This is a genomic window from Aeromicrobium alkaliterrae (assembly GCF_039529015.1).
Lineage (GTDB): Bacteria > Actinomycetota > Actinomycetes > Propionibacteriales > Nocardioidaceae > Aeromicrobium > Aeromicrobium alkaliterrae.
Map to the genome: position 1 here is coordinate 1,107,977 of NZ_BAAAME010000002.1, position 13,433 is coordinate 1,121,409.

Here is a 13,433-nt window from a genome sequence, read left to right on the forward strand (position 1 = left end):
GGTGCGAGTGCCGCCTGCGGCGCGAGCCTCGAAACCTCCACCTGCGGCCGCGCTGAGCGCTGCCTGGGCCACGGCCTAGACTGACCTCATGTCTGCAGGAACTCCCGCCCCGGCCACCGGTCGCATCGCCCAGATGCGTCAGGCCTACCGCATCACCAAGAACTCCGACCCGAACATCGGGTTGATCCTGCTGCTCTGGTTCCTCGTCGTCGGCGGGATCATGGCCACGCTGAGCCTGGTCTTCATCAGCAACGGCGTGCTCAGCATCGTCCTGGCCGTCGTCTTCGGCCTGCTGTCGGGCACGCTGGCCGCGCTGATCGTGTTCGGCCGCCGCGCCGAGCGCGCCGCGTACGCCCAGGTCGAGGGTCAGCCGGGTGCCGCCGCGAGCGCACTGCAGATGCTGCGTCGTGGCTGGAACGTCAAGCCGGTCGTCGCGTTCACCAAGAACCAGGACATCGTGCACCGCGTCGTCGGCAAGCCCGGCGTCGTGCTCGTGGGCGAGGGCAACCCCAACCGCGTGAAGTCGCTGCTGGCGTCCGAGCGCCGCAAGCACCAGCGCATCCTCGGCGACGAGGTGCCGGTGCTCGAGATCGTCGTGGGTCGCGAGGAGGGGCAGATCCCGCTGCCCAAGCTCAACCGCCACCTGCAGAAGACGAAGAAGGCGCTCAAGCCCGCCGAGCAGACCTCCGTCATCAACAAGCTCAAGGCGCTCGACGCGATGCGCCCCGCCGCCCCGATGCCGCGTGGCCCCGTGCCGACCTCGATGAAGGCCGCACGCAAGATGATGCGCGGCTGACCGTGCTCCGACGGGCGGTGGTGCTCGCTTTTGCCGTCACGGTGCTCGCCGCCTGCGGTGCGTCCGAGCCCGATGAGCTCGCGTCGGGCGAGATGACCTCGCAGGACTACGTGGACCTCATCTCGCAGGACGACCTCACGATCGCCGACGTCGAGGCCGACGGCGCGATCGTGTCCGAGAAGCTGGAGGCCGCCTTCGTCGACGAGGGGGGCCAGCCCGCCCTCGACGTCAACCAGTGCCGCTACGCGCGGACGCTCGACCCGAGCAGGGACGAGCAGTACCGCGGGACGGCCCGCTTCTGCTTCGACGCGCAGGGACGCTCGGTCGCCGTCGAGCGCAACCCGATCGACTGAACCGGGTCAGTCGCCCAGGTACGCCGTGGCCTGGATCTCCACGACGTAGTCCGGCGTGGTCAGCGCCGAGATCCCGACGGCCGTCCAGGCCGGCAGCGTGTCGCGGTCGCCGAAGTACTCGCGCTTGACGGCCATGAACGTGGGCAGCTGGGACTCGATGTCGACGTGGTAGGTCGTGAGCTCCACGACGTCGGCCAGCGATCCGCCTGCGTGCTCGACGACGAGCCGCAGGTTGTCGAAGGCCGCGCGCACGTGCTGCTCGAGGTCGCCGACCACGGGGCGGAGGTCCCGGTCGCGCCCCACCTGCCCCGAGACGAGCAGGAGGTCACCCACGCGCACGGCCGGTGAGTACGCCACGTTCTCGACCAGCGCCGCCATCGACGGCGGCACGACCTGCTGCCGCGTCATCGGCCGAGCCGCTCGTCGGCCCGGGTCAGTCCGGCGTCCAGTGCGTCGACGATCATGTCCAGCTCCTCGTTCTCGATGATGAGGGCGGGCGCCAGGAACAGCGACGAGGGCTCGTCGCTGGTGCTGATCGCCACGCCGTGGCCCAGGGCCTCCCCGACGACGACGTCCGAGATCTCGGAGGTGTCGAGCGTGGAGTCCCAGGTCTTCCAGTCGGGACCGTCGAGCTCGACGGTCCAGTGCAGGCCCTCCCCCGCGACCCGCACCACCGAGGGGTGGGCCTTCGCGAGCTCGACCAGCTGGGCGCCCAGGCGGTCGCCGGCGGCCGCGGCTCGCTCCACGAGCTGCTCCTTCTCGAGCGCCGCGAGGTGGGCGCCGATCGCGTGCACCGTGACGGGGTGGGCGCGGAAGGTGCTGTAGTTCTGCCACTTCGCGTCCTCGAGCAGGTCGGTGATCCGCCGCGACAGCACGACGGCGCCGGCAGCCGACGCTCCGCCCGCCAGTGGCTTGCCGAGCGTGACGACGTCGGGCCTGCTCGATGATCCGTGGAACGCCATCGCCCGACCGCAGCGGCCGAGACCGGTCACGACCTCGTCGGCGATCCACCACGCACCGGCCTCGCTCGCCGCGTCCGCGACGGCGTCCTGGTACGCAGGGTCGTAGTAGCGGCCGCCCTGCGTGTAGTCGACGATGACCGCTGCGGCACCGTCGACGGCCCGCTGCAGCTCACCGGGCAGGAGACCGTTCGGGCGGTCGGCCGGGGTGCGGCTCCAGCGCGTCCCGTCGGGCCCGGCGACGACCCGGACGTCCGCCCTGGTCTGCGGGGGAAGCACGTCACCGTCGAGGTTCGACAGGCCGCCGTGCCACTGCGGCTGCACCGTGACGTCGCGGGAGAGGCCGACGAGGCCGTGGTACGCGCGCTCCCGGGCCACGAGGGGCGCGCGGCCGGTCGCCGCCTGGGCGAGGCTCAAGGCGATGTCGTTGACCTCGCTGCCGCTGAGCCCGAAGCGCACGCCCCCGACCCACCCCTCGCCCGCGTCGACGATGTCGACCAGGTGGGCAGCGACCTCCTCGCGCTCGGCCCAGTCGCGACTCTCGTTCGCCACCGGGAACGAGGCGGCCTCGTGCAGCGCCTCGACCATGAGCGGGTGTGCGTGGCCGAGCGGACCGCCGGTGTTCGACGCGTCGAGCACACGCGTGCCGTCGGCCCGGTGCAGCCAGACGCCCTGACCCCCGACGAACGGCGAGGTGGTGCGGGCCCGGTGGAGCCCGGCACCCACGAACGCGGTCATGCGGGGGTCCCCGCAGCCACGACCACGAGGCCGCCCTCGAGGCGATCCGGGGCAGCCTCCACCGTGAGGCCGTAGTCCCGCTCGACGGCGTCGGTGCTGACGTACCCGTCGTCCAGGTCGGCCTGCACCTGGGCGGGGTCGCGCTCGGAGGCAGGACCGTAGCCACCGGCGCCGGCGCACGCGAAGAGCAGGCGAGAGCCGGCCGCGACGCTGCGGGGCGGTGTCTTGCTGCCGAGGACCTCGGTGGTCCCGTCCGGGTGGGTCAGCTCGAACGTCGCGGCCGCGCCGGGCGACCCGCCCCACAGTCCGTATGGGCGGCTCTGGTCCCGATCGGCCACGATCGTGACGGTGACGTCCTCGGTGAACTCCACAAGTCGGGCCAGTCCCGTGCCGCCACGATGGCGACCGGCGCCGCCACCGTCGGTGCGCAGCTCGTAGGACAGGACCCGCACCGGGTTGGTGGCCTCGAGCAGCTCGACCGGGGTGTTGCCGGTGTTGCCGATGCTCGTGCGCCGGGCATTCGCGCCGTCGACCTGGACGTTGCCGCCCTGCCCGGCACCGTGCACCTCGTACATGATCGCGTCGTCCACGGCGTGCTCGCGCGCCACGATCAGCACCGAGGAGCTGCCGGTGCCGGCCGCCGGGACGAGGTCAGGGACGGCCGGCGCGAGAGCACCCAGCACGACGTCGGCGATGCGCGCCGAGGTCTCGTGGTTGCCGGCGACGACCGGAGCGGGCGACCGCGGGTTGACGATCGTGCCGAGCGGCGCCGAGATCGACACCGGACGGTACGAGCCGGAGTTCGACGGCGTGTGCGGCTCGGTCAGCGCCTTGACGGCGAAGTGGGCTGCCGAGTGGGTCACGCCCAGCGGGCTGTTCATGCCGCCGCGGGACTGAGGCGAGGACCCGTCGAAGTCGATCGCGATCTCGTCGCCGCGTACCGTCACCTGGACCGTGATCTGGATCGGGTCGGTGCTGAAGCTGTCGCCGTCGCAGACGTCGGTGAACGTGTACTCACCGTCCGGGATCTCGCGGAACGCGGCGCGGGCGCGCTGCTCGCTGACGTCGAGCACCTGGCGCATCGCGGTCACGACCGCGTCGGTGCCGTAGCGCTCGCAGTAGTCGAGCAGCCGGCGCTCGGCCGTGACGCACCCGGCGTGCTGCGAGCGGATGTCGCCCAGGCGCTCGGCCGGGTTGCGCACGTTGGACGTGATGATCTCGAGGATGTCCTGGTCGACGACCCCGCGGCGGAACAGCTTGACCGGCGGCATCCGCAGGCCCTCGCCGTACACGTCGCGGGCGAGCGTGTAGTAGCTGCCCGGCGTCGGACCGCCGATGTCGACGTAGTGGCCGCGCACCGCGGTGAACGCCACGACGCGACCGTCGGCGAAGACCGGCTTGGCCATGAAGTAGTCGGGCAGGTGGTTGTTGCCGCGGTAGGGGTCGTTCTGCAGGAGCACGTCGCCGGGCTCCATCGACTCCACGGGGTAGCGGTCGAGCACGCCGCGCATCGTGAGCGGCATGCTCCCGAGGTGGATCGGGATGTCGCCCACGCCTTGCACCACGATCTGGCCCTCCGCGTCGAGGAGTGCGCACGACAGGTCGCCCGCCTCGCGCCAGAGGTTCGAGTACGCGGTGCGCAGGACGACGGCCTTCATCTCGGCCACGGCGGCACGCAGGCCCGAGTCGACGACCGAGAACGTGATCGGGTCGAGCTGCGCAGCCCCGGTGGCCGGTGGCTGCTGGTCGGTGACGGTCATGAACGAGCCTCCAGGTGGATCAGCATGTTGCCGAAGTCGTCGATGCGGGTGCGGGAGCGAGGCGGCACGACGACCGTCGTGTCGGCGGAGTCGACGACCGCAGCGCCGGTGAAGAACTGTCCGGGCAGCAGGTCCTCGCGGCGGAAGCGCGGGACCTCGAGCGCGTCGCCGGGTGCCATCGTGAGCAGGCGCGTGCCGTGCGACGGCGCGATCGACGAGGTCGCCGACGACCGCGGCGCCGGGTCCTCGACCGTCGTGCGGCCGACGCCCGTCACGCGGACGACCGCGACGTGCACGGGCTCGGTCTCGACCCGGAAGCCGTTGACCTGCTCGTGCATGCGGTGGAAGCGCTCGACGAGGCGACCGGCCCAGCCCGGACGGTCGTCGCCGTCCAGGGGCACCGTGATGGTCGAGTTCTGCCCCGCGTAGTGCAGGTCGAGCGCCCGGACCAGGGTCTGCCACGTCGGACGGACTCCCTCGTCGGTGAGCTGCTCGGTGGCCCGACGCTCGAGGTCGGCGAAGATCTGCCCCACGGTCGCCTCGGCCTGCGGACTCATCGGTGCGGCGTGGCTCGTGCCGTGGTTGTGCACGACGTCCGAGACCACGAGCCCGACGGCGGAGAGCACGCCGGCGACCGGCGGCACGATGACCGTGGGGATCGCGAGCTCCTCGGCGATGTCGGTCGCGTGCATCGGACCGGCGCCGCCGAAGGCGTTGAGCGCGAACCGGCGCGGGTCGTGGCCGCGGCCGACCGTCGCCGCCCGCACCGCACCCGCCATCGCCGCGTTGCTGATGCGTCGGATGCCGAGGGCGGTCTCGATCGGGTCGAGCCCGAGACGCAGGCCGAGGCGTGCGCAGGCGGCCAGGGCCGCCGACCGGTCGATCACGACGTCGTCGCCGAGGAGGGTGCCGTCCTGCAGCACGCCCAGGACGACGTTGGCATCGGTCACGGTGGGCTCGGTACCACCACGACCGTAGGCGGCCGGGCCGGGACGGGCGCCGGCGCTGGCCGGTCCGACGAGGAACTGGCCGCCGCTGTCGACGTGCGCGACGCTCCCGCCGCCCGTGCCGATCGTCTCGATGTCGACCGTCGGCACCTTGACCGGCAGGTCCATCGACGTGCTGTGGGTCGACAGCGGCACGGTCGCGTCGGCGATGAGGCAGACGTCGAAGCTCGTGCCGCCCATGTCGACCGTGATGGTGTCGGCCAGGCCGGTCTGCTGCGCGATGAGGCGGCCCGCGACCACGCCGCCGCTGGGCCCCGACATCAGGAGGTTGACCGGGCTGCTGGCCGCGCGGCGCGGTGACGTGACGCCACCGTTGGACTGCATGATCCACGTGCGGATGTCGGCGTTCCACGACGCGAGCCGACCGGTCAGCTCGTCGAGGTACGGAGCGCACACGGGCTTGAGGTACGCGTTCAGGACCGTCGTCGCGGTGCGCTCGAACTCGCGCACCTGCGGCAGGACGTCGCTCGAGAGCGACACCTCCACGCCCGGCGCGTGCTCGTGGATGATCTCGCGGGCCCGACGCTCGTGCGCGGGGTTCACGTGGGAGTACAGGAAGCTCACGGCGATGCTCGGGATGCCCCGCGCGGCCAGGGTCCGGGCCGCCGCGGCGACGGCCTCCTCGTCGAGCGTCTCGTGCACGGAGCCGTCGCGGTCGAGGCGCTCGGGCACCTCGAAGCGGTCGCGACGCGCCACGAGCGGGCTCGGACCCGGGTCGAGCAGGTCGTACAGCGCGCTGGCCGGGCGGGTCAGGCGGCCGATCTCCAGCACGTCGCGGAACCCGCGGGTCGTGAGCAGCGCGGTGCGCGGACCGTTGCGCTCGAGGCTGACGTTGGTGCCGATCGTCGTGCCGTGCACGAGGTCGCGCAGCGTGTGGTTCGCGTCGTCGGGCCCCAGCTCGACGACCCGCTGCGCTGCCGCGAGCACGGCGCCGGCGGGGTCGTCCTTGCGTGAGGAGACCTTCGCGCTGCTGAGCAGACCGCTCTCCTCGTCCCAGAGGACGGCGTCGGTGAACGTGCCGCCTGCGTCAATGCCGATGCGTCTCACAATCGCCCGCCCGTTCTTTTCACTAGATGGAAAGAGTATCCGTACTGTAGAATGATCGTAGGTTCCCAACCCGGGAGCGTCAAGAACTCATCTGCCTCCAGGAGGACCCGTGACCGACATCGCGACGTGGACGCCCAGCGCGACCTACACCGACATCTCGTACGCCACGACCGACGAGGGCCGCATCGCCCTGATCACGATCGAGCGACCCGAGCGCCGCAACGCGTTCCGCCCGCTCACCAGCGCCGAGCTCGCCCACGCGATCAGCAGGGCGCGCCACGACCGCACGGTCCGGGTCGTCCTGCTCCGCGGCGCCGGCGACCAGGCGTTCTGCGCCGGTGCCGACCTCTCGGAGCGCACCGACGGGCCCAGCGACGCCGCCTCGGAGGTCACGCCCGCCAGCGTGCTCGACGTGCAGCTGGCGATCCGCCGGATCGAGAAGCCCGTCATCGCGCTCGTCGCGGGATACGCGATCGGCGGCGGCCAGGTGCTGCACCAGGTCTGCGACCTCTCGATCGCCGCCGACAACGCGCGCTTCGGCCAGGTCGGACCGCGCGTGGGCAGCTTCGACGGCGGCTACGGCATCAACCTGCTCGCGAAGCAGGTCGGGCACAAGCGCGCCAAGGAGCTGTGGTTCCTGTGCCGTCAGATCGACGCGCAGCGGGCGCTGACGTGGGGTCTGGTCAACGACGTCGTGCCGGTGGCGGACCTGCTCGAGGAGGGCGTGCGCTGGGCCCGCGACCTCGTGAGCCTCTCCCCCGCAGCGCTCCGCATGCTCAAGTCGAGCGTCAACGCCGACGAGGAGGGCCTGACCGGCATCGCGCAGCTCGCCAACGACGCCTGCCAGCTGTACTACGGTACCGACGAGGCGGCCGAGGGTGCCGCCGCGTTCATGGAGAAGCGGCCCGCCGACTTCTCGACCTTCGCCTGAGGGAGATTGATGAGCACTGCCGACGAGCCGCAGGGCATGCTCGCGCGCGGTCTGGCGATCCTCGTGGCCCTCGGGAACCATCCCGAGGGCGCGAGCGTCACCGAGATCGCCCGCGACGTCAGCCTGCCGATCAGCACGGTGCACCGCCTCCTGGCGACCGAGGCCTCGCTGAGCTTCGTGTCGTTCGACCCGTCGACGAAGCGGTACCGGCTCGGGTTCAAGGTCTTCGAGCTCGCGCACAAGGTCAGCAGCGTGGCCTCGCTCGCCGATGCCGCTCGTCCGACGATGCGCGAGCTCAGCGCCGCGACGGGCGAGACCGTGCAGCTCGCGGTGCTCAGCGAGAACCGCACGCTCTTCCTCGAGAAGGTCGGCACACCACAGCCGATCGGCATCCGGGGCTCGGTCGGCGACAGCGAGTCGGTGCACGCGACGAGCACCGGCAAGGTCCTCATCAGCGGGCTGCCGGACGACGAGCTCGACGCGCTGCTCACCGGTAGCGCCTTCGAGGCGCACACGGCGAACACGATCACGGACCCGACGCGCCTGCGCGAGCACATCGAGCAGGTGCGCGCCGAGCAGTACGCCGTCGCCGACGAGGAGTTCGACGAGGGCGTCCGCGCGATCGCGGTCCCCGTGCGCGACGGTCGCGGGCAGCTGCGCGCGGCCCTGTGCGTCTCGGCACCGGCCTTCCGCACCAGCGCCGAGACCCTCCACGGCTGGCTCACCGAGCTGCGGGCCGCAGCCGCGGAGATCGGGACCCGGCTCCCGCTCAGCAGCTGAGCCGGGCACGACTCCTCACTCCCGCCAGCGGGTCAGCCGGTTCACCCCGCCACCCAGCAGCTTCATCGTCGCGAGCGCGAGGCCCGAGAAGATGAGCGCGACGACGACCATCCGGTCGACCTGCGAGAAGCGCAGCGTGTCGTTCAGCATGTAGCCGAGCCCCGACCCGAGGCCGTACATCTCCGACGCCAGCACCGTGGTCCAGGCGACCAGGCCACCGAAGACGAGCGAGCCTCGGAGCTCGGGCAGGATCGCCGGGGTCACGACGCGCGTCCAGAGCCGCCAGCCCGACAGGCCGAGGGTGCGCGGGTAGTCGACCAGGTGCGCCGGGAGGTTGGCCACGGCGTTGGCCGTCGCGAGCAGCACGATGAAGGCGACGCTGAATACGATGAACAGGATGCTGGCTCGCGACGTCGCGCCGAACCACAGCGTGAACAACGGCGCCATCGCGAGGGCCGGGAGCATGCGCATCATCTCCGAGACGCCGCTGACGGCGAGCCGGACGGGCCGCGAGGCGCTGACGAGCAGGCCGAGCGCCAGCCCGATGACGATCGCGAGGCTCAGGCCGACCAGGACGCGGCCGATCGTGATGCCGGCGCCCTGCGTGAGCGCCAGCACGGCACCGGCGACGGACTCCGACCCGCCCGAGGCCGTGGCCTCGACGCCCCAGCCGCCCGACCAGTAGTTGCTGATCCCCAGCAGACCGTCGCGCGCCACGACGACCAGCGACGGCACGACACGATCGCCCTGCGCGGTGGTGGCCGCGGCGATCTGGGCCACGGCCTCCCACAGCACGAGCGCGACGAGGACGCCGACGACGATGCTGATCGGCGTCGACCGCGTGCGCAGCGTCAGGCGCCGTGGCGCGACCGCCGGCGCGCTCACTGCTCGCCTCCGGCGCGGCTCTCGAGCACGCGCAGCAGCGTCGTGCGCAGCGAGTCGGCCTCGGGGTTCATGCGCAGCTCGTCGCCTCGCGGTCGCGGGAAGTCGACCGTGACGTCGAGCCCGACGGTGCCCTCGGTGACCACGACGACACGGTCGGCGAGCTTGATGGCCTCGTCGACGTCGTGCGTCACGAAGACGATCGTCTTGCCCGTCTCCTGCCACAGCTCGAGCAACGAGGCGTGCAGGGAAGCGCGCGTGAAGTAGTCGAGGGACCCGAACGGCTCGTCCATCAGCAGCACGTCGGGATCGTTGGCGAACACCGCGGCGATCGCGACCCGCTTGCGCATGCCGCCCGACAGCTCCTTGGGCCAGGCCCGCTCGCGCCCGCCGAGACCGACCTCGGTCAGGTAGTGGTCGACGCGGGGCCCGTAGACCGCCTTCGGCACCTTGCGCATGCGCGGGCCGAAGGCGATGTTGTCGCGCACCCGCAGCCACATCGGGATCGCGTCCTGCTGGAAGACCATGCCGAGGTTGGCGTCCGGCCCGGTGACGGGTCGTCCGCTCGCGAGCACCGTGCCGGCGCTCGCCTCCTGGAGGCCCGCCATGGTGCGCAGCAGCGTGCTCTTGCCCTGGCCCGAGGGTCCGAGGATGCAGAGGAACTGCCCGCGCGGGACGTCGAGGTCCAGACCGTCGAGCGGCGTGATCTGACGACCCTGGGCCTCGAACGTGACGCGCAGTCCCTCGATGTGGAACGCGGGGTGGTCGGTGGTGGTGGTCATGTCGTACTCCTCAGGTCACTGCCAGCGGATGATGCGTCGGATGACGACCCGCAGGAGCAGGTCGAGGGCCATCGCGGAGAGGCCGAGCGCGAGCGAGAGCCCCAGGACGGCGGCGACGTCGCCCTGGTTCGCCCGCAGCGCGATGAGTCGGCCGACTCCGGTCTGCGAGCCCAGGAGCTCCACGGTCGCCTGGACCGCGATGGCGGTCGCCAGGGCGATGCGCAGACCGGCGAGGATCGCCGGCAGCGTGCCCGGCACCACGACGTGGCGGAACCGCGAGCGCGTGTCGAGGCCGAGGGTCGCGGCGTACTCCTCGCTCGCCCGGGGAAAGCTCAGCGCCGCCGACTGCGCGACGAGGCCCACCGTGACGAAGGAGTAGAACGCGACCAGCACGGCCTTGCCTGCCCACCCCTGCCCGAACCACACCAGGAAGAACGGGGCGAGCACGAGCGCCGGCACGGCACCGAACACGAACAGCAGCGGCTCGGAGACGTTGCGCACGAGCTGGACCCGCGCGCTGATCAGGCCGACCGCCGCGCCGAGGGCGCTGCCGACGAGCCACGCCACGACGGCGAACCCGACGGTCCACCCGATGTTGTAGAGGTAGCCGGGGTGCTGCACGCCCAGGTACCGCAGGCCTGGGTCGTCGAGCAGGCTCGCGCCGAGCTCGCTGAACACGATGGCCGGGCCCGGGAGCACGCCACGCGAGTCGACCAGCACGGCGCCGAGCTGCCAGAGTCCCAACGCCCCGACGATCCCGAGCAGGCGCCACGCGACGGCACTGACGCCGCGGCGCCGACGCGCACGGCGCGGGTCGGCCGCGCCGTGCGTGTCGATCGCCGGGATCGGCGTCGGTGCCGGTGACGTGATGGTCATCAGCCCTGCTCGGCCGCGGCGGCCGCGATCCGGTAGGCGTCCAGGTAGTTGCGAGCGTCGTACTGCGCCTGCGCCGCGGTCTTCAGCTCACCGTCCGGGAGGTCGGCCAGGATCGCGTCGGCCTCCTCGCGGTAGCGGACCAGCGCCTCGTAGACCTGTCCGGCGATGCTCAGGCTGGCCGGACCGTGGTTGTCGCCGATGACGCCCTGCTCGGCGAGCTCGTCGATCTGGGCACCGGCCACCTCGTCGAAGAAGAAGTCCGATCCCTGGTCGAGGTAGAACTCCGACGCGTCCTCGAAGTTGCGCACCGAGTACAGGCCCTGGAAGGTCTGGGCGAGCTCGGCCGCGGTCAGGCTCGAGCCGGTGTAGCTGTTGACGTAGTCGACGAAGTCGGCTGCCGTGGCCTCCGGGTCGGCCTCGATCTCGTCAATGAGGCGGTACATGACGCTCGTGACGCGCAGGATCGTGTCCCAGTTCTCCTCGGCGTAGTCACGCGTCGTGAGGTAGCCCGAGAAGGTCGAGCGCAGCGAGGCGGTCGCCTCCTTCGGCTCGTTCTCGATGACCTGGCGCAGGTCGATCAGCGGCTCCCAGCCGTCGCCCTGGAGCCGGACGATCTCGACCGCTCCGGTCGGCGAGACGAAGTCGACGCCGCCGGCCTGCGCGGTGCGCACGATGTCCGGGTTCGCGAGGTACTGCACCTTCCAGTCCGCGAGGCCCGAACCGCCGGCCTCGCCGATCAGGTTGTAGAAGGTGGGCACGACGCCGTCGCGCAGCACGACGTCCTGACCCTTCATCTGGTCGAGGACCTTCGTGACGGCCTCCTCGTAGGAGTCGCCGGCGCTCATGAAGTCGTCGAGGGTCTGGTACTTGCCCTCGGGCGCCAAGATCCGGTAGCCGTAGAAGACGTCCTGGATGCCGAAGGTCACGACGGTGTCGACGTTGTCGAGCTGCGAGACGATCGCCGGCGCGTAGCCGGAGCCGAGGTCGATCTGTCCGTTGAGCAGCGGGGTCAGCGACGAGATCAGGTCGGTGTCGATGCCGTACGGCTCGGGCGCGATGCTCACGCCGACCTCGTCGAAGTAGCCACGGTTCAGGCCCGCGACCATGAGGAGCTCGTCGGCGTACGGGCTGAAGCCGGCGTCGACGGAGACCTCCGGGATGTCGGTGCCCGGCTCGGCCAGCTCGGTCGGCGCCTGGAACTCCTCGGGAGCGGCGGCCGTCTCGGAGCCGCAGGCGGCCAGCGTCGTGGCGATCACGACGGTCGAGGCGGCGATCGTCAACCGCTGCAACATTCCTTGCTTCATGCGACGTCCTTCGGGGTGGGGTGGGGGTGGGGGAACTTCAGCCCGCAGCACGCAGGTGCGCGGGACGATCGATGTCGACGACGCGCGGGTGCGTCTCGTCGGCGTAGGCAGTGGCGAGCAGGTCGGCCCAGTGCTCGGTCACGGCCGGGCGCACAGTCTTGCCGCTCGCCGTCACGAGGCCCGCCTGGTCGGCGAACGGCGTGGGCACCACGACGAGCTTGCGGATGCGCTCGGGCGGCGAGACGTTCGCGTTGATCCGGCGGACGGCCTCGGCGAGGGCAGCGTGCTGCTCGTCGGCGGCCGCGACCAGCGCGACGAGGTACGGGCGACGGTCGCCGACCACGACGACGTCGCTGACCCCGCACGCCAGGCGCAGCGCGTTCTCGATCGGCTCGGGAGCGACGTTCTTGCCCGTCGAGGTCACGACCAGGTTCTTGAGACGTCCGGTCAGGTACAGGTAGCCGTCGTCGTCGAGGCGGCCCAGGTCGCCGGTGCGGAACCAGCCGTCGACGAAGGCCGCGTCCGTCGAGGCCTCGTCGTCGAGGTACCCCGCGAAGACGTTGGCGCCACGGGCGAGGATCTCGCCGGAGGTCGCGATGCGCAGCTCGACGCACCCGAGCGCCCGGCCGACGCTGCCGGTCCGGACGTCGTGGGGCGCGCTCAGGGTCAGGGCCGTGGCGGTCTCGGTCAAGCCGTACCCCTCGACGAGCACGATGCCGGCGTCGCGGTAGGCCGCGAGCAGCTCCGGGGCGATCGGCGCGCCACCGGTGAGCGCGTAGGCCAGGTCTCCCCCGAACGCTGCGCGCAGCGCGGTGGGATCCGAGCCGGCCCGCACCCAGGCGGACTCGAACAGCCGCGGCACGCCGGCGACGTAGGTGGGGCGCGTCTCGGCGACCTGGGCGAGCACCTCGTCGGTGCCGCCCGAGCCGTAGACGAGCTCACCGCCGAGGGCGAGCGTCACGAGCTGGTGGAGCCGTGCCGAGGCGTGCGCGAGCGGGAGGTAGATGAAGGTCGCGCGGCGGTGCGCCGGTGCAGGTGCGCCGTCGAGCTCGAACTCGCGCGAGGCCTGCACCACGGCGGCGTAGTTCGCGTGCGTCATGAGGCAGCCCTTGGGGGCACCCGTCGTGCCGGAGGAGAAGCCGATCGTGAACACGTCGCCCTCCCCCACGCCGGCGGCGGTCGTCGGCGCGGGCACCGAGCCGGTGCCGGCGAGCGCGT

Annotated in this window: 13 protein-coding genes; 4 read left to right on the forward strand and 9 right to left on the reverse strand. The window is 71.8% G+C overall.

Going from position 1 to position 13,433, the window contains the following annotated elements; all coding sequences use genetic code 11:
* Positions 1–88: 88 nt before the first annotated feature.
* Positions 89–796 carry a DUF4191 domain-containing protein gene (locus ABD127_RS06585; RefSeq protein WP_344198986.1) on the forward strand — a complete coding sequence of 236 codons (708 nt, stop codon included), beginning with the start codon at positions 89–91 and terminating at the stop codon, positions 794–796.
* Between the two features lie 2 nt (positions 797–798).
* Positions 799–1,149: a hypothetical protein gene (locus tag ABD127_RS06590; protein ID WP_344198988.1), complete on the forward strand. Its 351-nt coding sequence runs from the start codon at positions 799–801 to the stop codon at positions 1,147–1,149.
* A gap of 6 nt (positions 1,150–1,155) precedes the next feature.
* Here ABD127_RS06590 and ABD127_RS06595 read toward each other — a convergent pair whose 3' ends face one another.
* Genes ABD127_RS06595 through ABD127_RS06610 form a run of 4 tightly spaced genes read right to left on the reverse strand, consistent with a single transcriptional unit; the run spans position 1,156 to position 6,660 of the window.
* On the reverse strand, positions 1,156–1,557 hold the full coding sequence (locus ABD127_RS06595; RefSeq protein ID WP_344198990.1) for a RidA family protein: 402 nt from the start codon (positions 1,555–1,557) through the stop codon (positions 1,156–1,158).
* Entirely contained in the window at positions 1,554–2,846 is a 1,293-nt protein-coding gene (locus tag ABD127_RS06600; RefSeq protein ID WP_344198992.1) for an aminotransferase class III-fold pyridoxal phosphate-dependent enzyme, read from the reverse strand. The genes ABD127_RS06595 and ABD127_RS06600 overlap by 4 nt, the downstream gene beginning before the upstream one ends.
* Positions 2,843–4,606, reverse strand: coding sequence for a hydantoinase B/oxoprolinase family protein (locus ABD127_RS06605; protein WP_344198994.1), 1,764 nt, complete (start codon positions 4,604–4,606; stop codon positions 2,843–2,845). Before ABD127_RS06605 ends, ABD127_RS06600 begins: the two co-directional genes overlap by 4 nt.
* The gene (locus ABD127_RS06610) at positions 4,603–6,660 is read right to left on the reverse strand and encodes a hydantoinase/oxoprolinase family protein (RefSeq protein ID WP_344198996.1); all 2,058 of its coding nucleotides are present in this window, start codon (positions 6,658–6,660) and stop codon (positions 4,603–4,605) included. The genes ABD127_RS06605 and ABD127_RS06610 overlap by 4 nt, the downstream gene beginning before the upstream one ends.
* Before the next feature lie 109 nt (positions 6,661–6,769).
* Here ABD127_RS06610 and ABD127_RS06615 point away from each other — a divergent pair, with 109 nt between their 5' ends.
* Together ABD127_RS06615 and ABD127_RS06620 are read left to right on the forward strand one after the other, a co-directional pair.
* The gene (locus ABD127_RS06615) at positions 6,770–7,591 is read left to right on the forward strand and encodes an enoyl-CoA hydratase-related protein (protein ID WP_425545788.1); all 822 of its coding nucleotides are present in this window, start codon (positions 6,770–6,772) and stop codon (positions 7,589–7,591) included.
* 9 nt (positions 7,592–7,600) lie between these two features.
* The gene (locus tag ABD127_RS06620; RefSeq protein WP_344198998.1) at positions 7,601–8,371 is read left to right on the forward strand and encodes an IclR family transcriptional regulator; all 771 of its coding nucleotides are present in this window, start codon (positions 7,601–7,603) and stop codon (positions 8,369–8,371) included.
* Between the two features lie 15 nt (positions 8,372–8,386).
* Here ABD127_RS06620 and ABD127_RS06625 read toward each other — a convergent pair whose 3' ends face one another.
* The 5 genes from ABD127_RS06625 to ABD127_RS06645 form a co-directional block, all read right to left on the reverse strand.
* Entirely contained in the window at positions 8,387–9,256 is an 870-nt protein-coding gene (locus ABD127_RS06625) for an ABC transporter permease (protein WP_344199000.1), read from the reverse strand.
* Positions 9,253–10,035 (reverse strand): ABC transporter ATP-binding protein, encoded by a 783-nt coding sequence (locus ABD127_RS06630; protein ID WP_344199002.1) that lies wholly within the window; start codon positions 10,033–10,035, stop codon positions 9,253–9,255. Before ABD127_RS06630 ends, ABD127_RS06625 begins: the two co-directional genes overlap by 4 nt.
* A 15-nt stretch (positions 10,036–10,050) precedes the next feature.
* Entirely contained in the window at positions 10,051–10,911 is an 861-nt protein-coding gene (locus tag ABD127_RS06635) for an ABC transporter permease (protein WP_344199004.1), read from the reverse strand.
* Positions 10,911–12,215 (reverse strand): ABC transporter substrate-binding protein, encoded by a 1,305-nt coding sequence (locus tag ABD127_RS06640; RefSeq protein WP_344199006.1) that lies wholly within the window; start codon positions 12,213–12,215, stop codon positions 10,911–10,913. The genes ABD127_RS06635 and ABD127_RS06640 overlap by 1 nt, the downstream gene beginning before the upstream one ends.
* Positions 12,216–12,252: 37 nt before the next feature.
* A partial coding sequence (locus ABD127_RS06645) for an AMP-binding protein (RefSeq protein WP_344199008.1) occupies positions 12,253–13,433 on the reverse strand: 1,181 nt, incomplete at its 5' end.

Coding starts and splice junctions, on each gene's coding strand:
- ABD127_RS06635 (WP_344199004.1), bottom strand. CDS start 10,911: ATGACCATCACGTCACCGGCACCGACGCCGATCCCGGCGATCGACACG.
- ABD127_RS06630 (WP_344199002.1), bottom strand. CDS start 10,035: ATGACCACCACCACCGACCACCCCGCGTTCCACATCGAGGGACTGCGC.
- ABD127_RS06605 (WP_344198994.1), bottom strand. CDS start 4,606: ATGACCGTCACCGACCAGCAGCCACCGGCCACCGGGGCTGCGCAGCTC.
- ABD127_RS06640 (WP_344199006.1), bottom strand. CDS start 12,215: ATGAAGCAAGGAATGTTGCAGCGGTTGACGATCGCCGCCTCGACCGTC.
- ABD127_RS06620 (WP_344198998.1), top strand. CDS start 7,601: ATGAGCACTGCCGACGAGCCGCAGGGCATGCTCGCGCGCGGTCTGGCG.
- ABD127_RS06585 (WP_344198986.1), top strand. CDS start 89: ATGTCTGCAGGAACTCCCGCCCCGGCCACCGGTCGCATCGCCCAGATG.
- ABD127_RS06600 (WP_344198992.1), bottom strand. CDS start 2,846: ATGACCGCGTTCGTGGGTGCCGGGCTCCACCGGGCCCGCACCACCTCG.
- ABD127_RS06595 (WP_344198990.1), bottom strand. CDS start 1,557: ATGACGCGGCAGCAGGTCGTGCCGCCGTCGATGGCGGCGCTGGTCGAG.